The 17,223-nt window shown below is 51.4% G+C and carries 22 protein-coding genes; 8 read left to right on the forward strand and 14 right to left on the reverse strand.

Going from position 1 to position 17,223, the window contains the following annotated elements; all coding sequences use genetic code 11:
* Positions 1-73 precede the first annotated feature (73 nt).
* Genes METH5_RS0103085 through tsaB form a run of 3 tightly spaced genes read right to left on the reverse strand, consistent with a single transcriptional unit; the run spans position 74 to position 1,982 of the window.
* The gene (locus tag METH5_RS0103085) at positions 74-814 is read right to left on the reverse strand and encodes a hypothetical protein (protein ID WP_232410923.1); all 741 of its coding nucleotides are present in this window, start codon (positions 812-814) and stop codon (positions 74-76) included.
* Positions 815-1,276, reverse strand: coding sequence for a ribosomal protein S18-alanine N-acetyltransferase (rimI, locus tag METH5_RS0103090; RefSeq protein ID WP_029147128.1), 462 nt, complete (start codon positions 1,274-1,276; stop codon positions 815-817). It lies immediately after the preceding gene.
* Positions 1,277-1,280: 4 nt separating this feature from the next.
* Positions 1,281-1,982 (reverse strand): tRNA (adenosine(37)-N6)-threonylcarbamoyltransferase complex dimerization subunit type 1 TsaB, encoded by a 702-nt coding sequence (gene tsaB / locus METH5_RS0103095; protein WP_029147129.1) that lies wholly within the window; start codon positions 1,980-1,982, stop codon positions 1,281-1,283.
* 164 nt (positions 1,983-2,146) lie between these two features.
* Between tsaB and METH5_RS0103100 the strand changes: the two genes are divergently transcribed.
* On the forward strand, positions 2,147-2,821 hold the full coding sequence (locus METH5_RS0103100; RefSeq protein WP_029147130.1) for a PEP-CTERM sorting domain-containing protein: 675 nt from the start codon (positions 2,147-2,149) through the stop codon (positions 2,819-2,821).
* Between the two features lie 858 nt (positions 2,822-3,679).
* Here METH5_RS0103100 and panB read toward each other — a convergent pair.
* Genes panB through METH5_RS0103125 form a run of 5 tightly spaced genes read right to left on the reverse strand, consistent with a single transcriptional unit; the run spans position 3,680 to position 7,599 of the window.
* A complete protein-coding gene (gene panB / locus METH5_RS0103105; protein ID WP_029147131.1) occupies positions 3,680-4,489 on the reverse strand; it encodes a 3-methyl-2-oxobutanoate hydroxymethyltransferase in 810 nt (269 codons plus the stop codon).
* Between the two features lie 39 nt (positions 4,490-4,528).
* The gene (locus tag METH5_RS0103110; RefSeq protein WP_081726690.1) at positions 4,529-5,167 is read right to left on the reverse strand and encodes a deoxynucleoside kinase; all 639 of its coding nucleotides are present in this window, start codon (positions 5,165-5,167) and stop codon (positions 4,529-4,531) included.
* Between the two features lie 13 nt (positions 5,168-5,180).
* Positions 5,181-5,666, reverse strand: a complete 486-nt coding sequence (gene folK, locus METH5_RS0103115; RefSeq protein ID WP_029147133.1) for a 2-amino-4-hydroxy-6-hydroxymethyldihydropteridine diphosphokinase — start codon at positions 5,664-5,666, stop codon at positions 5,181-5,183.
* Positions 5,666-7,012: a polynucleotide adenylyltransferase PcnB gene (gene pcnB, locus METH5_RS0103120; protein WP_029147134.1), complete on the reverse strand. Its 1,347-nt coding sequence runs from the start codon at positions 7,010-7,012 to the stop codon at positions 5,666-5,668. The genes folK and pcnB overlap by 1 nt, the downstream gene beginning before the upstream one ends.
* Before the next feature lie 35 nt (positions 7,013-7,047).
* The gene (locus tag METH5_RS0103125) at positions 7,048-7,599 is read right to left on the reverse strand and encodes a cob(I)yrinic acid a,c-diamide adenosyltransferase (protein ID WP_029147135.1); all 552 of its coding nucleotides are present in this window, start codon (positions 7,597-7,599) and stop codon (positions 7,048-7,050) included.
* A gap of 62 nt (positions 7,600-7,661) precedes the next feature.
* Between METH5_RS0103125 and murI the strand changes: the two genes are divergently transcribed.
* Positions 7,662-8,444 (forward strand): glutamate racemase, encoded by a 783-nt coding sequence (gene murI / locus METH5_RS0103130; protein ID WP_029147136.1) that lies wholly within the window; start codon positions 7,662-7,664, stop codon positions 8,442-8,444.
* 789 nt (positions 8,445-9,233) lie between these two features.
* Here the strand turns inward: murI and METH5_RS0103135 are convergent.
* Together METH5_RS0103135 and METH5_RS0103140 are read right to left on the reverse strand one after the other, a co-directional pair.
* On the reverse strand, positions 9,234-9,422 hold the full coding sequence (locus METH5_RS0103135; protein WP_029147137.1) for a zinc-finger domain-containing protein: 189 nt from the start codon (positions 9,420-9,422) through the stop codon (positions 9,234-9,236).
* 48 nt (positions 9,423-9,470) lie between these two features.
* Positions 9,471-10,388, reverse strand: coding sequence for a branched-chain amino acid transaminase (locus tag METH5_RS0103140; RefSeq protein ID WP_029147138.1), 918 nt, complete (start codon positions 10,386-10,388; stop codon positions 9,471-9,473).
* A gap of 130 nt (positions 10,389-10,518) precedes the next feature.
* Here METH5_RS0103140 and METH5_RS0103145 point away from each other — a divergent pair, with 130 nt between their 5' ends.
* The 5 genes from METH5_RS0103145 (at position 10,519) to METH5_RS0103165 (ending at position 13,622) form a co-directional block, all read left to right on the forward strand.
* A complete protein-coding gene (locus tag METH5_RS0103145) occupies positions 10,519-11,109 on the forward strand; it encodes an SCO family protein (RefSeq protein WP_029147139.1) in 591 nt (196 codons plus the stop codon).
* 167 nt (positions 11,110-11,276) lie between these two features.
* Positions 11,277-11,765, forward strand: coding sequence for a bacterioferritin (gene bfr, locus METH5_RS0103150; RefSeq protein WP_029147140.1), 489 nt, complete (start codon positions 11,277-11,279; stop codon positions 11,763-11,765).
* A gap of 9 nt (positions 11,766-11,774) precedes the next feature.
* Positions 11,775-12,251, forward strand: coding sequence for a bacterioferritin (gene bfr / locus METH5_RS0103155; protein ID WP_029147141.1), 477 nt, complete (start codon positions 11,775-11,777; stop codon positions 12,249-12,251).
* A gap of 134 nt (positions 12,252-12,385) precedes the next feature.
* Positions 12,386-12,613: a bacterioferritin-associated ferredoxin gene (locus METH5_RS0103160; protein WP_029147142.1), complete on the forward strand. Its 228-nt coding sequence runs from the start codon at positions 12,386-12,388 to the stop codon at positions 12,611-12,613.
* A gap of 103 nt (positions 12,614-12,716) precedes the next feature.
* On the forward strand, positions 12,717-13,622 hold the full coding sequence (locus tag METH5_RS0103165) for a DMT family transporter (protein ID WP_029147143.1): 906 nt from the start codon (positions 12,717-12,719) through the stop codon (positions 13,620-13,622).
* Here the strand turns inward: METH5_RS0103165 and METH5_RS0103170 are convergent, their stop codons facing one another.
* Positions 13,623-14,492 (reverse strand): LysR family transcriptional regulator, encoded by an 870-nt coding sequence (locus METH5_RS0103170; RefSeq protein ID WP_232410924.1) that lies wholly within the window; start codon positions 14,490-14,492, stop codon positions 13,623-13,625.
* A gap of 123 nt (positions 14,493-14,615) precedes the next feature.
* On the opposite strand from METH5_RS0103170, the gene METH5_RS0103175 reads away from it, so the two are divergent.
* Entirely contained in the window at positions 14,616-15,215 is a 600-nt protein-coding gene (locus tag METH5_RS0103175; RefSeq protein WP_029147145.1) for a short chain dehydrogenase, read from the forward strand.
* A 34-nt stretch (positions 15,216-15,249) separates the two neighbouring features.
* Here the strand turns inward: METH5_RS0103175 and METH5_RS0103180 are convergent, their stop codons facing one another.
* From METH5_RS0103180 to gmhB, 3 genes are read right to left on the reverse strand one after another with little or no spacing between them, the layout of a single operon-like run.
* A complete protein-coding gene (locus METH5_RS0103180) occupies positions 15,250-15,963 on the reverse strand; it encodes a M48 family metallopeptidase (RefSeq protein WP_029147146.1) in 714 nt (237 codons plus the stop codon).
* A complete protein-coding gene (locus METH5_RS0103185) occupies positions 15,960-16,673 on the reverse strand; it encodes a 1-acyl-sn-glycerol-3-phosphate acyltransferase (protein WP_036307565.1) in 714 nt (237 codons plus the stop codon). The genes METH5_RS0103180 and METH5_RS0103185 overlap by 4 nt, the downstream gene beginning before the upstream one ends.
* The gene (gmhB, locus tag METH5_RS0103190) at positions 16,673-17,215 is read right to left on the reverse strand and encodes a D-glycero-beta-D-manno-heptose 1,7-bisphosphate 7-phosphatase (protein WP_029147148.1); all 543 of its coding nucleotides are present in this window, start codon (positions 17,213-17,215) and stop codon (positions 16,673-16,675) included. Before gmhB ends, METH5_RS0103185 begins: the two co-directional genes overlap by 1 nt.
* Positions 17,216-17,223: the final 8 nt, after the last annotated feature.

The raw sequence follows: 17,223 nt of genomic DNA on the forward strand, positions 1-17,223 counted from the left end.
GACTCCAGTCAAAAAACATTAAATTCAAATTTCACTTTATCACTGCTACAGATGCGGGCACTCCGGGCTTTATTCAAGTTGCCACCTCCGCATTTTTGGCCAGCAATAAACATATATCCTGCCAGACTTCCCGCTTCAACAACGGGTTCTCAAGCATCGCCTGCGGGGGATGAGTCACCACCACCATCAGGTCATCATAAGTATGAACTTGGCCGCGAACTGCCGCCATATCCATAAAACTTGCCCCCAAAAACTGATTAGCCTCATGCAAGCCAAACAGCACGCAAAAGCGTGTTTTTACTTGCGCCATGCGCACTGTTTGCTGATGCAATACCACATCCTCAAGTGGCAACTGCAACGCACGCACAATGTTTTGCAACAACAATTGCGTTTGCGCATCATTGGCATGCGGGCAATATAACAGCCACGGTGTTTGTATTAGCGGCTCAACAATAGGTTGAGGCAGCTCAGGGTGAGGCAGCAACGTTTGCGGCGCGACTGCGTCAGCTAATTCAATGTTATTGAGATGAGACTCATGTGCCTGCAGAGGTGCCTCAGGCTGCACCTCCTGTAAAGCGGGGAGCATTTCAGGCTCGGCATTCACCTGCGGCGGCACTGACTCTAAACCGGGAGCGACCAGCGGCGCTGCGGTAACTTCAATAGGCACGAGGGCCTCTGACTCGACCTGTGTCGCAGACGGCACACTGCCTGCCACAGGCACGCGCGCACGCCAAACCGGCAGCAACTCCAACTCACGCAACATGTCTTCGCGGCCTACACTCACCAAGCGCTCCTCATCATCAAGTGCTTCCAATCATAAAGCCAAGCCCATCAACACGGCATCTTCGCGACCAGTCTGGGTTGGATAATAATTGCGGCGTACGCCCATCTCACAAAACCCCATAGACTCATATAGCATGATCGCAGTGGTATTACTCACGCGCACCTCAAGAAACATGTTGGCGGCCTGATGGCGCTGTGCAACCTCGACCATATGCGCCAGTAACGTACGCCCCAACCCCTGCCCCTGCAGTGGCTTGGCGATGCTGATATTGAGTAAATGCGCCTCGTCCAGCACCATCATCACCAGTGCATAACCCACAATATCCGCGCCAATCTCCATCACCCAGGCACTATACCCGGCATTGAGCGAATCGTTAAAGTTGCCCAATGTCCATGGGTGGCTGTAAATCGTCGGCTCGATGCGGCTAATCGCAGCCAGATCGTCATACGTCATCGGGCGAAACGTCACGTGATGTTGGGGCAAGGCGCTCATGCAGCTATAACCTTTGCCCTTGCGCGCGCTCAGCCGCGGTCAATGCCACCCGATTACGCACATACAACGGAGCAGCAGCTTGTGCAGGCTGCGTATTACCCGCCGCAAACAACGGCTGGGCCAACATCAACATGGCACTTGCTTTAGGCATCATATCGGGGTAAACATTGCCAACCTGACCACTATATTTTTCCAATAACAGCTGCTCAAAGACACGCCAGCCCGCACCCGCGCCTATCCAGCCAGCGCCTTCTAACGCAGGCACCTCTTGTGGTTTGCACACGATGGGGGGCAACACCTCCAGCCAGCCATCAGCTTGCCGCACCAATGCCGCGTGATACACCTCCCCCATGCGCGCATCCAGGCACACCACAACCTTTTCGGCTTGCACGGTTTGCCACGCAGTTTCGGCCACGGCCAGCACAGAGCTAATGCCCACCACCGGCAGGTTAGCCCCAAATGCCAAGCCTTGCGCCACACCAACCGCCACACGCACACCAGTAAAGGCACCGGGGCCAGTGCCGTAAACGAGACCACTCAACGCCGCCAGCCTCACATCGGCCTCAGTCAGTAAGCGCTGAATTTCAGGCAAAATGCGCTGTGAGGCAGCCGGGCCGGTGACTTCATCAAACGTGAGTAAACCTGCCGCTGTTTGCAAGGCAAGTGACAGTGTTTCAGTGGAGGATTCGAGTGCGAGTAAATTCATCATAGCGAGAGCCAAGGCGTTATTTTGCCATAAGGACGCCTGCTCATGCAGCGATTCCTTAAGATAGTCACCTTGAACGAACACTCACCCGCATGTTATTATAAACAATAATCAATCTCATTATCATGTTGATTACTATTATAATATTTTGAAGAGGACAAATTATGTATCGTCATTTATTCGCCAGCCTGGCATTGATAACCACCATGGCTTTTTCCGGGCAAGCAGCGGCGTTAACAACCCCATACACAGAAACCTTCACAGACGGCATTTCCGGCTGGACAACTGGCGCCAACCCTAACCAGATTATCGCCAGTGGCGGCGCTGACGGCGGCGCCTATCTGAGCACAACCGCCAGCCCAACGGCCAGCGCATTCGGTGCTGTATCAGTACTGTTTCGTTGCGAGAGTACAGCCTGTAGCGATGGCGCTTTTCAGGGCGACTGGCGTGATGACTTGGTATTAAGCTGGTATTTCCGTCACGATGCCGATATCGCATTGCAAGCCTACGCGCGTATTGCCGCCCCGAGCAACAACCCAGGCGCGAGCGCCATCGTCTCCACCTGGGTAGAGCCTAACACCTGGACACGTATTGACCTGATCATCGACGCATCCAACCCGGCCTTTACCAGCTTTTCCGGTCAATCATTTGATGCAGTATTTGATGATGTTGGCCGTGTACAACTAGGCCTCAGCCTGCCTGCCGGTTTTAGTGGCAGCAACCTGCGTTTTGACCTGGATGCAGTGAGTATTTCTACCGTACCGGAACCAGAAAGCTATGCATTAATGGTAGCTGGTTTATTGTTGATGGGTGCTGTTAGCCGTCGTAAGCAAAAATAATCATTAGCGCGACTTGAAAAGGCGTGACCTCTCAGCATATGCACCGGAGGTCACGCTTTTTTGTTTTTTAATGTGTGATAAGGTCACTCCTTGATGCGGCGCTACTGAGAAAGTAATTCTTTGATAAGCATTACTCGACATTCCAGCACTTATTGATTGTTATGGCGATTCGTTTCGCCTTGTTGGCGAGTCACTTTCTGGTGCTTGCCCCTCAGAAAGTAACCAAAGAAGAGGGCACCCAGCCATCACGGCCTAAAGGCTCCCTTGCGTTGCTCAACAAAATAAGCCGGTCACGAAACTCGCCCTGACAAGCCACACAAAACGTGGCTTGTTGCGGAGCTCAGACAGTCGCTCCCTCTACTCTTATTTTGTTTCCGCTACTCAGCGTGATGGAATGGGATTCTTCTCATTTAAGTAGCAGCGAAGAAGTTTGGACGGTTCAAAACCAGATTCTTTTATTAAAGTTATCGATGGTTGCAGTCGCATGGTGTTCGGGGTCCCCATCTGCCGCGCCGAGTAGCGCAGGCAAAATAAGGACAAAGGGAGCGACTGTTCGAATCCCGCGGTGGCCTGCGGGGTGTGCAGGCCGCTAGGATGAGTTTCGTGACCGCTTATTTTGACGAGCAACGCAGGAATCAAGCGGAAGCTGGGGTGCATTTCTTTTGGTTACTTATTCTTTGGGCAAGCAAAGAAAAGTAACTCGCCAAAAAGGCGAAAAGAAACCTGCCAAACAACCACAAAATCCGGGTGGGCACCTATGCCCAGCCTACGCCGGAATGACGAAGATAGGTTGAGCATACGAAATAGATCGATAAAAGAATGACCTTCTAAAACGCCCCAACATCATGGCGCTAACAACTAATAACTATGCTTAGCCTCCGGAAAACGCCCTTCCTTGACCGCTTTCACATACTCAACCACTGCCTGCTGCACACTCCCCGCCTGCTGCAAAAAGTTTTGCGCAAACCTGGGCGCTTTATAGTCTTGCGGCGCTTTATCTGCCGGGCCGGTATAAATCCCCAGCAAATCCTGTAGCACCAGCACCTGCCCACTACAGCCCGCACCTGCACCTATGCCTATCGTCGGCACATTAATCGCTTGGGTAATGTGCGTCGCCAGTGCCGCGGGCACCATTTCAAACAACACCATACTCACGCCTGCTTGCGCCATCGCTTGTGCATCAGCCAGCATGGTATGTGCGCTTTCTTCTGTTTTACCTTGAATTTTATAGCCACCAAGCTTTTCAACCGATTGCGGCGTGAACCCCAGGTGTGCGCAAACGGGCACGCCGTTTTCAACCAGAAACTGCGCCGTGGCGACCATGTTTCCACCACCTTCAATTTTCACGATATGCGCCCCGGCCGCCAGCAGCGCCTGTGCATGACTGAGCGCTGCGGCTTGGTCATGCTCGTAACTACCGGCAGGCATATCGCTCATAATGACGGTGTTGGGTGCCCCCTTTGCCACAATACGCGTGTGGTAAAGCATGTCTTGCATGGTGACACCCAAGGTTGAGGTGGCGCCTTGCATGACCATGCCGAGTGAATCGCCCACCAACAGCACATCTACGCCCGCCAATGCCAGTAATTTGGCAAAGGTGGCGTCATAGCAAGTTAGCATGGCGATTTTTTCGCCTGATTTCGCTTTGGAAAGAAGGTTATTTAGCATGTGAGGCAATCGCTTTGATCAAACAGCCAACGCCTGTTATCAGAAATTAGGGTTAAAGTACTCGCGGCTGCTCTTAATTTGCCCAATCCGTTCAATCAGCAATTTAAAGGCTTCCGGGTCTTTAATAATATTGAGCTTTTCGTTGTTTACAATCAGCAAGGGCGAGGCATCGTAGCCGTGAAAAAACTCACTGTAAGCGTCGGCCAGGCGTGCAATATACTCGCGCGGCATGTCTTGTTCATAGCTGATATTACGCTCTTCAATACGGTCCATGAGCGCGTCAACCGGCGTTTGCAAATACACCACCAAATCTGGCTTGGGCGCTTTAAGTTGCAGATGATGGTAAATCTGGTGATAGAGCGAATACTCTTCATCATCCAGATTCAGGCGCGCAAACAATGGATCTTTTTCAAGAAAAAAATCTGACACCGTAGGCTGGCCAAACATATCGCGCTGGGCCATGTCTTCAATCTGGCGCGAGCGTTGAAACAGGAAAAATAACTGTGTTGGCAGTGCGTAGCGCTGGGCATCCTGATAAAAGCGGGTCAAAAACGGATTAGCCTCGGCTTTTTCAGACAGCAGTTCTACAGAAAATTGATCGGCCAGCATGCGTGCCAATGTGGTTTTACCACTGCCGATCGGACCTTCAATGACAACATAAGGAAAACGGGTAAACATGGTTATTGCTCGTTCAGTGTTGGGCCAGTTTGCGCACGTCATTGTGCTGAAATTCTGCTGTCCATTCTACAACAGTCTTTCCTTGTGGCAGCATAAAGTCAGGCATAATTTCAGCCAAAGGTAAAATCACAAAGCCACGCTCATGCATGCGCGGATGTGGCAATTTCAACAACTCGGTATCCAGTTGCACGCCATCATAATCCAGCAAGTCAAGGTCAAGAATGCGCGGCGCGTTAGGAAACGGACGCTCGCGACCAAAGGTTTGCTCAATATCCAGCAGCAATTGCATCAACTGCGGGGCTGGTATCTCGGTTGTCACTTGCACCACGGCATTGATAAAATCAGGCTGATTATCGTAGCCAACCGGCGCGGTTGCATACAAGCTAGAAGCCTTAACTAACGTTAAGCCCCGCGTGCTGGCCAACGCGGCAATCGCGTTGCGCACCTGTGTTTCGGGCTGCTGCAAGTTACTACCCAGCGCAATCAGGGCTGTCGCCATTAAGCGGATTCTCCGCCTGCAGGCTTTCTCTTACGCGGCTTACGGCGGCGTTTGCTCGGTCCACTTTCTGGCAGCAACATGGCGGTACGTTCATCTGTGCCTGCGTCGGCAAAACGCGTCCACCAGTCACCCAGCTCTTGTGGCAACTCACCAGAAGCACAGCGTAACAACAAGAAGTCGTAACCCGCACGGTATTTAGGGTTGGTGAGCAAGGCATAAGGACGCTTGCCCGAGCGTTGTTCAAAGCGCGGCTGCATCACCCAGATTTCTTTCATGGTCGCCGTATAGCGATTATGAATCGCCATTTTTTCTGCTTGCTTGTCGATGACTTCATTCATCGCCTCATGCAAAGCAGGCATCATATGCTCGCCACGCTTTTGCTTTTCTTGCCAGGCTTGCAGCACCTCGTGCCACAGCAAGGTAGCAAACAAAAAGCTGGGGTTAGAAGACTTGCCAGCCAAAATCCGTTCATCGGTATTTTTAAGCGCCAGCATGACAAATTTTTCACCCAGCGGCTGCTCCAATACTACGTCTAGCAAGGGCAGCAAGCCATGGTGCAACTGCTGCGCGCGCAAAGCATTGATGCTTTCAATGGCATGGCCTGACAAAAATAACTTTAACATCTCATCAAACAAGCGGCTGGGCGGCACGTCCTCCAGCAAATCAGCCAGTTTGCGTATTGGCGCCTCGGTCGAACGCTCCAGCTTTAAGCCTAGCTTGGCAGACAAGCGTACCGCACGCAGCATGCGCACCGGATCCTCTTGATAACGCGTCACCGGATCACCAATCATACGCAGCGTTTTGGCGCGAACATCTGCCACGCCATGATGAAAGTCGAGTACCTCCTGGCGCTTGGGGTCGTAATACAGTGCATTGGCCGTAAAGTCACGGCGCACAGAGTCTTCTTCAATGCCGCCAAATACGTTGTCACGAATAATGCGACCACTATCGTTGGTTTCGGCATCACCCTCACTCAGGTGATGGCCGCGAAAGGTAGACACCTCAATGGTTTCATGCCCCCACAACACATGCACCAGCCGAAAACGGCGGCCAATAATGCGTGAGCGCCTAAATACCTTATGCACTTGCTCTGGCGTGGCATTGGTGGCCACATCAAAGTCTTTTGGTGGGTGGTTGAGCAGCAAGTCACGCACCGCGCCGCCAACAATATAGGCCTGAAACCCGGCCTTTTGCAGTTGGTCGCAGGTTTTCAATGCGGCCTGGCTGATGTGTTTCTGATTGATTTTATGTTTACCCGCCTGAATAATTTGCGCTGCAGGCAGTTGGGTATGGGTATTCGCGTTAGCACGACGACGGAATACTTTTTGCAGTAATTGTTTAATCATTTTTTTTTGCGTTTCGAGCGCCAGCCTGGGCCGCGCTACAGTTTATGTTGGTTATTCCACAAGACATCCGGCACATTTGCATGCCGGTTAAGCGTGCGACAGAGGACAAATAGTAAATCGGACAAACGGTTAAGGTACTGCAACGCCACCGGCGTCAGCGGCGATTGGGCATGCAACGCATGCAACACACGTTCGGCACGGCGACAAACCGTGCGTGCCAAATGGCAAACAGCCGCTGCACGGCTGCCACCCGGCAAAATAAACTCTTTTAACGGGCTGAGCTCTTCGTTCCAGGCGTCCAGTGTGCGCTCAAGAAAAGTCACTCGCCCAGCCTGGATAAAATGATGCCCAGGCATGCATAACTCACCACCCAGGTCGAACAAATCATGCTGAATCGCCAGCAAACTGTCACGCACATCGTCGGCCAAACTCTCCACCAGCAACATGCCAAGCACCGCATTGAGCTCATCCACATCGCCCATGGCTGCCACGCGCAGGTCAGATTTAGCAACACGCGAGCCATCACCCAGCCCGGTCGTGCCGCTATCGCCAGTACGCGTGTAAATCTTGCTCAGCCGATTGGCCATTCCTTTAACCTGTATAAAATCCGATATAATCCGGTCATTATAAATCATACCGTGCCATTTCGATGTGCTCAGCGATTGCAGTCAATGCCCCGGTCGGGGTGATGGATTCCGGGGTCGGTGGCCTCAGCGTGCTCAAACACCTCACCCGCCAACTGCCACATGAGCATTTTGTCTATTTTGCCGACAGCGCACATGCACCCTATGGCAACAAATCTGCCAGCCAAATCCAGCAACGCTGCGTTACCATTGCCGACACATTAATTGACCAAGGCGCCAAAGCCCTGGTCGTCGCCTGTAACACCGCCACCGCCGCCGCCATTGGCAGCCTGCGCCAACGCTACACCCTGCCCATTATCGGCATGGAGCCCGCCGTCAAGCCCGCGGCAGCCGCCAGCAATAACGGCATCATCGGCGTACTCGCCACCACCGGCACCCTGCAAAGCGCACAATTTGCCGCCTTGCTTGAGCACTATGGGCAAAGCGTGCAAGTCGTCACACAAGCCTGTGTTGGGCTAGTCGAATGCATAGAACAAGGCCAGCTAAATACCCCGCACACCCTCGCGTTATTGCAACAATATTGCCAACCGCTCATCGCCGCAGGCGCAGACACCATTGTGCTGGGCTGTACGCACTACCCGTTTGTGCGTAAACATATTCAACAAATAGTCGGACCGAATGTCACCTTGATCGATACTGGCGCTGCGGTGGCCAAGCGTTTGCAGCAGGTGCTGGAGCAACAGCAAATGCTGAATGCAGCCACAGAGGCTGGGGATTATGTGTTTTTGACAAGTGGAACAGAAGAGACTCAGCTAGTCATGCAGCAGTTGTGGGGGCTGACTGACTAGATCTCTTATTAAGACGATGGGGCACTTTAGAAATTAATTCTTTTTTGGCATTAGCAAAAAATGCTGACATCTTCGCACTAACAACTTTCCTTTTTCGCCTTGCTGGCGAGTCACTTTCTGATGCTTGCCCCTCAGAAAGTAACCAAAGAAGAGGGCACCCAGCCATCACGGCCTGCGGCTCCCTTGCGTTGCTCAACAAAGTGGGCGTCCATCGAAACTCGCCCTAGCGGCTTGCACAGCCCGCAAGCCACCGCGGAACTCGAACAGACGATGGCCGACTACCCCCACTTCGTCTCCGCTACTCAGCGTGATGGAATGGGATTCATCTCGCCAAACTCCCATAGTAGAAGTTTGGGCGATTTAAAAACCAGATTCTTTTTTCTTTCTTCAATTTGCCAATGGTTGCGGTCGCATGGTGTTCAGGGTCCCCATCTGCCGCGCCGAGCAACGCAGGATTGGCGGGAGTTGTCGGCAAGCAACTGTTTGAGCTCCGTAGGAGCGAGTTTTTGATTGCCGCCCGACAAACCGAGTAGCACAGGAATCAAGCGGAAGCTGGGGTGCATTTCTTTTGGTTACTTATTCTTTGGGCAAGCAAAGAAAAGTAACTCGCTGAAAAAGCGAAAAACAACCTAACAAACAACCACAAACCTCGCCCACCCACGCCGGAATGACGAAGGTGGATTGCATATACGGAAGTAGAAGAGGAAAGAATGACTTTCCCAAGTTATCCAAACCCACGCATCTCAAATCCACCAACAAAAAACCCACGCAATGCGTGGGTTTTTCTACTTAATGATGATGCACCTGCGTACCGGGTTTCAACTTAAACTTCGTCCCGCAATACGGGCATAAAGCCTCGCCGGTTTTTGCCACATCCAGAAACACTCTTGGATGTGATGCCCACAATGCAACTTCTTTGGTCGGGCAATGCAATGGCAAGTCTTTGCCGTCTACTTCAAACTCTTTGACATCAGACATTTAAACTCTCCAGCAAACAGGCAGTTGCAATCAATTAAACGCTAGCGATTAAACCAGTGTCAGCCAATGGGCGTACTTGGCATTTTTGCCTTTAACCACATCAAAGTACATAGTTTGCAATTTTTCTGTAATCGGGCCACGGACGCCTTCGCCAATCGCGCGGTTATCCAGTTCACGGATAGGCGTCACTTCAGCCGCAGTGCCGGTGAAAAACGCTTCGTCGGCGCTGTAGACTTCATCACGGGTAATGCGTTTTTCAATCACTTCCAGGCCCAGCTCTACTTTGGCCAGGTGGATGATGGTGTCGCGGGTAATGCCTTCGAGCGCTGAGGTCAGGTCTGGTGTATATAGTTTGCCGTTACGGATGATGAAAATGTTTTCACCGGAACCTTCAGCCACGAAACCATCTACGTCCAGCAGCAATGCTTCTTGGTAGCCATCTTGTGCAGCTTCCTGGTGGGCCAGGATGCTGTTCATATAGTTGCCATTAGCCTTGGCTTTACACATGGTGATATTGACGTGGTGACGTGCAAAAGAAGACGTTTTAACGCGAATGCCTTTGGTGATTGCTTCTTCACCCATGTAAGCACCCCAGCTCCATGCGCCAACAATCACATGTGTGGACAAGGTTTTGGCAGAAATACCCATGGCTTCTGCACCGTAAAACGCCATTGGGCGCAAATAGGCAGACTCGAGCTTGTTTTCACGCACAGCAGCTTTTTGCGCTTCTGAGATGGTCTCTTTATCAAACGGCATTTTCATACCGAGGATGTGCGCGCTACGGAACAAGCGATCGGTGTGCTCTTTGAGGCGGAAAATCGCGGTGCCTTTGTCGGTTTTGTAGGCACGCACCCCTTCAAACACGCCCATGCCGTAATGCAGGGTATGGGTTAATACATGGGTGGTGGCGTCACGCCAGTTAACCATTTTGCCGTCGTACCAGATAACGCCGTCACGGTCTGCCATCGAACTCGGTATTGCCATTTAAACTCGCCTTTAATCCGTCAATCATCAAAAACCAGTATTGTAAACTAATCTGCACCCTTTTCGCCTATGCTAGAATCCATTTCGATGATGATTTACAAGGATTTTTTGCATGTCTATGCGTTTTAAGTGGGTTTATCTGGCACTGATGCTTTTAGCCATGCTGCAAGCAGCCTGCCAGCAAGGTGGTTCTGCCAGCTTTACTGGCACCGATTTAACCGGCACCCAGTTTGGCAAACCATTGTCACTGACCGACCACACCGGAAAACTGCGTAGCATGAGCGACTTTAAAGGCAAGGTGGTGGTGCTGTTTTTTGGCTATACACATTGCCCGGATGTCTGCCCGACCACCATGAGCGACCTCAAGCAAACCATGAAACTGCTGGGTGACAAAGCCAGTGACGTGCAGGTGCTGTTTGTGACCGTTGACCCGGAACGCGACACGCAGGAAGTACTGGCGCAGTTTGTGCCGGGCTTTGATGCACGCTTTATCGGCTTGCGCGGCACCGTGGCGGAGGTGGCCGCCAACCTCAGTGAATACAAAGTGTATGCGGCCAAAGTGAGTGAACCGGGCAAGTCTGGCTACACCATGGATCATAGCGCAGGCATGTATGTGTTTGATAAAAATGGCGCGCCACGAATCTACCTCGGATACGGCGAAAAACCGGAAAACATTGCGCACGACTTGCAACTTTTGCTGTAACTCGGCCGCTGCACAACCGCCAACTGCGGAACGCATCAAGAACGATTTTCATTTATATTTTTATTTAAAATATTATTTAAAATCAAATAGTTACATTAATTTTTTAATTGCATCATTTCTGCTTTCCTGTATGATGGCTGCATCAAAAATGTAAACAGGAGCCGACAATGAAAGGCGATAAAAAAATCATAGACATTTTGAATGACCTGCTGGCGGGTGAATTATCCGCCACTGACCAATACCTCATTCACGGTGAAATGTATGCGGACATGGGGCTGGGCGTAATCTCAGAGCGCATTCTGCACGAATCTCTGCACGAGCGTGAGCATGCCCGCGCGCTAATTCAACGCATCTTGTTTCTTGAAGGCAAACCCAACCTGGCCAAGCGTGATGCACTCAATATTGGCAAAGATGTGAAGTCCATGCTCGAGTCTGACCTGGCGCTGGAATACACCGTGGTCAAACACCTGAAAAAAGCCATTGAAGCCTGCGAGCAGGCGCAAGACTTCGTCAGCCGCGAAATGCTGCTGGTGCAGTTGGACGACACTGAAATGGATCACGCTTACTGGCTAGAGAAACAACTCAGCCTGATTAAACTGGTAGGCATGGAAAACTACTGCCAAAGCCAAATGAATAACAGCCCGGCAGCGGCATAAGGAGTAGCCATGAAAGGCGATAAACAAATGATAGTCACCTTGAACAAGGTGCTCAAAAACCAGCTGACCTCAATTAACCAGTATTTTTTGCATGCCCGCATGTTTAAAAAGTGGGGCCTGGAAAAACTTAACGATTACCAGTACAAGCAATCTATCCGCGTAATGAAAGAAGCGGATGAAGTGATTGAACGCATTCTGTTTCTTGATGGCCTGCCCAATCTGCAAAACCTGGGCAAGTTATTGATTGGCGAAGAAGTGGTGGAATGCCTGCAAGGAGACCTCAGCTTTGAAAAAGAGGTGCAACACCCACAACTGGTAGAAGCGATTGCAGAAGCCGAAAAACTGCAAGACTATGTCACCCGCGATTTGCTGACTGAGCTACTCGAAGCCTGCGAAGAAGCCGTAGACTGGCTGGAAACCCAGCAGCGCCTGATCACTGACGTGACCCTGCCCAATTACTTGCAAACACAGATTGAGTCTGAATAAGCACGCCGTTGTGCTAAACCATTGAATTAAGCCGCGAAAGCGGCTTTTTTTATGGCTGTACGGAACCAATTTCGCCTTGACAAACTCTCATTAAATGATAATAATTATCATTAGTGATTTTAACTAGAGGCAATATGTACGTTTGCGTGTGTAATGCAGTAACTGAGCGACAGATTCACCATGCAGTGAGAAATGGCGCAAAAACCGTTAAGCATTTAAAAGAGCAATTAGGCGTTGGGGCAGAATGCGGCAAATGTGCCAGCTGCGCTAAAGCCTGCCTCAAAGAAGCGCACGCAGAACAGCACCCAGGCCTGGTTAAAAAGCTGATTCAGCTCACCCCGGTGCAACTCGGCGCCGCTTAGATCACGCCAGTTTCAGTAATAAGGGGCAATGAGCCCCTTTTTTATTGCCCAAAGCATGTGATTGCCCTCTACAATCAGCCTCTCCTACTCATCAAGCGTCGTCATGGCACACACTGCAGCCACTATATTACCCTGGCGACTATTGCTTTTATTGTTACTGCCGCCACTACTTTGGGCCGGTAACTTTATCGCCGGACGCGCCATTAGCGCCGAGGTGCCGCCAGTCGCGTTATCACTGATACGCTGGAGCATTGCCGCATTATGCCTGCTGCCTTTTGCCATCCGGCCTTTTTTACGTGAACACAGCCATTACCTGGCTTACCGCTGGCACGTATTAGGCACCGCTATCACCGGCGTCGCTGCCTTTAACCTGCTGGTCTATTGGGGTTTGCATACCACCAGCGCAACCAATGGCATCATCCTTAATTCATTTATCCCTTTTTTGGTCGCAATATTCGGCTACCTGTTTTACCGGCAAACGTTATCTATGGGGCAATTATTCGCCATGCTGGTATCACTCGCCGGCGTATTGGTCGTCGTTTCACACGGAGATCTGCACATACTGATGACACTGGCCTTTGCACCCGGCGATGTCATTATTTTTGTCGCCATGATTTTTTGGGCTCTATATACGCTATGGCTCAAAGAAATCCCCGCGCACATTAACCGCACCGGGCTCATGCTGTGCCAGGTATTGATTGCATTAGCGCTGTTAGCCCCATTAGCCCTTTGGGAGAGCGAGGCGCACCCCATACAGATTAAAAGCACGCACACTTTATGGATACTGGCTTATATCGGCATATTCCCTTCCGTGATCGCGTTGCTGGCTTACGCCAGGGCCGTCAGCCTGGTGGGCTCAGTGCGTGCCAGCGTGTTTATTCATGCCATGCCGATTTTTGGCTCAATGTTGTCGACCTTGCTTTTGCGCGAAGTTTTTCAGGGTTATCAACTATTGGGCATGCTGACTATTTTTAGCGGCATCTGGCTGGCAAACAAAAAAATGCGCTGATCACACAGCCACGCTAAACGCCGACACCAGATAATCGACAAAACTGCTGAGTTTGGGCTGCGACTGTCGGCTGCGTGGATACACCGCATGTATCGGCCTGGCCGGAGGCGTATATGCGTTAAGCAGCTCCACCAGCCTGCCAGCACTAATATCCTCTTTTAGCAAAGCCCTGGGCATCAAGATAATCCCCAGCCCCTTGAGTGCCGCGATGCGCAAGGCTTGACCATTATCCGCCTCAAAACGCTGTACGATTGAAGCATGCGCCAGCTCTGGGTTAATTTGTTTCCAGCCCCCTTGGCTATGCCAATGACTAAAACCCAGGCATTGGTGCTGCAATAAATCCGCTGGCGTTTGTGGCACGCCAGCGTGTTGCAAATAGTCTGGGGATGCGCAAATAGCGACTTCAAACATCGTCAGTTTACGGGCAATCAACGATGAATCGGCCAGGTTGCCAATACGGATAGCGACGTCATAACCCTCATCGACAATATCAACAAAGCGATCCGTCAGTGACAACTGCAAATTAACGGCGGGATGCTGTTGCAAATAATCACAAGCCAGTGGTGCCAATGTCAGTGAGCCAAACCAGACCGATGCGCTGACGCGCAACATGCCTTTCGGGCTGTTGCTCATGGCCTCGACCCCGGCTTCTGCTGCGGCCAGTTGCGTCATAATCTGCTTGCATTGAGCGTAATAGGCCTGCCCTGCTTCGGTTAAATGCTGACGACGCGTGGTGCGCTGCAACAATGGTGTGCCCAGCCGTTTTTCCAACGCACTGAGATGCTTGCTGAGCATAGAAGGCGTCAGCTTGAGCAGACTGGCCGCAGCCGTCAAGCTACCCGACTCCACCGTAGATACAAAGACTTCCATGCTTAAAAAGCGGTCCATATTAATGAGTTTAATGACAATATATTTTTAATATTACACGATTTATCCGCATTAATTAATCATGGACAATGCGTCTGTTGTTTACTTAATCTCATGGAGACTCTTATGAAAGTTTTAATCATTGGCGCCAACGGCACCATAGGCAAGCTGGTTAAACAGACCCTTGCACCACGTCATGACATTATCGAAGCGGGTAAAACCAGCGGCCAGTACCAGGTCGACATCAGCAATGAAAGCAGTATCCGCCAGCTGTTTGAACAGGTTGGCAATGTAGATGCGATTGTCGTGGCGGCAGGTGATGTCCATTTTGGCGCGATGAAAGAAATGACCGAAGAACAGTTCAAGCTAGGGCTTAACAGCAAGCTGTTAGGGCAAGTCAATGTGACGCTGATTGGCCAGCATTACCTGAATGCAGGCGGCTCAATTACACTGACCAGCGGCAGCCTGAGCCATCACCCGACCTTTGGCGGCACGAATTTTTCTACCGTGAATGCCGCGGTAGACGGGTTTGTGCTTGGCGCAGCCCTGGAGTTAAAGCAAGACCGCCGTATTAATGTGGTTAGTCCGGCCGTGCTGGCAGAATCATGGCATGTGTATGGTGCCGCGTTCCCCGGTGGTGAGTCAGTGCCTGGCGCTAAAGTCGCCTTGGCTTATCAGAGAAGTGTAGAAGGCTTTGAAAACGGTCAGCAATACCGCGTTTGGTAATTGGCCCTGATAAAGCACGCCGTGCGCGTGCTTTTTATGCCATGCGATGCAAAATCGCCGACAAGGCTTTGAGTTCTTTTTCAGCCTGGAGGTGATTGGGGAATAGTTTTTCCTGCACGGCATAGAATCTGGCAGAGTGGTTCATTTCCCGCAGATGGGCCATTTCGTGGCACACCACATATTGAATAATATGCGGCGGTGCTTGTATCAGGCGCCAATTGAGGCGAATCTGTTTGCGGCTATTGCAACTGCCCCAGCGTGACTTTGCGTTAGAGAGCCCCACAGCACTCACCTTTTCGCCCATTTGCGCCGCGATGAGCTCTACTCTGCGCGTGAAGTCGGGCAAGGCCTGTTGTGCGTACCATTGCAACACCTTGCGCGCAACAATCGCTGACTGATCAATCTGCGGCGACCTGACCAGTAACTGGTTACCTTGTAACACCACCGCTTTGTTAGTAGCATGCTGTTGCAGTGTTAACACAATATCCTGCCCCATAAATAACAGCGGCTCACCATCCTGCCATTGCATGGCCGTCACCTGGTTAGCCTCACGCAAGGTGAGTTTTTGCTGTATCCAGCCAGATTTTTCTAACAGCACTTGCTGCAGCTGGGTGGCAGAAATACGCTTGGGCGCATGCACCACCAGGCCATGCGCGGTGATTTTCAGGCCTATGGTTCTGCGGGCACGCAGGTCGAGCTGATAATCTATGCGTTGCCCGTTAGGCAGTTGCAGCTGTTGCGCGATCACAGGTGCAACATCTCCGCCTCTATCCAGTCTTCGACCAGTTTATTCACCGCATCCGGCTTTAGGCCAGCCGTTTCTATAGGCGGGCCAATCACCACTTTAATCACACCAGGGTATTTGAGAATAGAGTTTTTACGCCAGAAACGCCCGGCATTGTGTGCGACAGGCGCTACCGTCGTGCCAGTATGCGCTGCCAGCCAGGCACCACCAATGTGGTATTTGCCGCGCGCACCAGGTGCGATGCGGGTGCCTTCTGGAAAAATCACCACGCTCAAGCCGCGCGTGAGCCGCTCTTTGCCATTATTCACCAGTTTTTTTAAGGCTTCACGGCCCGCACTGCGGTCAATCGGAATCGCATCCAAGGCCCAAAATGCCCAACCCAAAAAAGGAATCATCAACAGCTCTTTTTTCATGACCCAGATTTGCGGCGGAAAAATACACTGCAAGCCGATGGTCTCCCATGCGGATTGATGTTTGGACAAAATAATATGCGCATGCGCAGGAATATGCTCGCGCCCGCTAACCTCATAACGCAGATTGCAAGTCACCTTGAGCCACCACAGCACGCTATAGGCCCAACCACTGACCCAGCGCGAACGTGTGACAGCAGGTAAGGGAATCAACACAATCGCCAGTAGCGAAAACGGGATAGTCAGTGCAAACAGGCCCACATAAAACAACAAGGCACGCACATACAACACGGCTGTTTGCATTATCGGTCACCCGCAATAATATCTTGCACTGCCGCAGCCAGGTCAGCCACCACAATGGTCGTTTGAGGCATATCAGACAAATTGTAAGTTTCTTCGCCTTTGCCCGTGCGCACCAGGTAAGGTTGGCAACCGGCTTTTTCAAACGCCTGCAAATCACGCAAGGCATCGCCCACACCGGGTACTTTGGTTAGCTCGACATTAAAGCGTTTGCCAATTTCTTCAATCATGCCGGTATTGGGCTTGCGGCAAGCACAATGTGCATCGGCCGCATGCGGGCAATAAAATACCGCATCAATACGGCCACCAACCTGCGCCAGCGCTTTATGCATTTTGTCGTGTATCGCATTCAGCGTCGCCATATCAAAATAGCCGCGCGCAATGCCAGACTGATTGGTAGCCACAGCTACGCGATAGCCGTGCTGATTTAACAGCGCAATCGCTTCCAGGCTACCGGGAATCGGAATCCACTCATTGGGATTTTTGATAAAGGTCGCGCTGTCGCGGTTAATCACGCCGTCACGGTCGAGAATGACTAGCTTCATACATACAC

Source organism: Methylophilus sp. 5 (assembly GCF_000515275.1).
In the GTDB taxonomy this organism is placed as follows: Bacteria; Pseudomonadota; Gammaproteobacteria; order Burkholderiales; family Methylophilaceae; genus Methylophilus.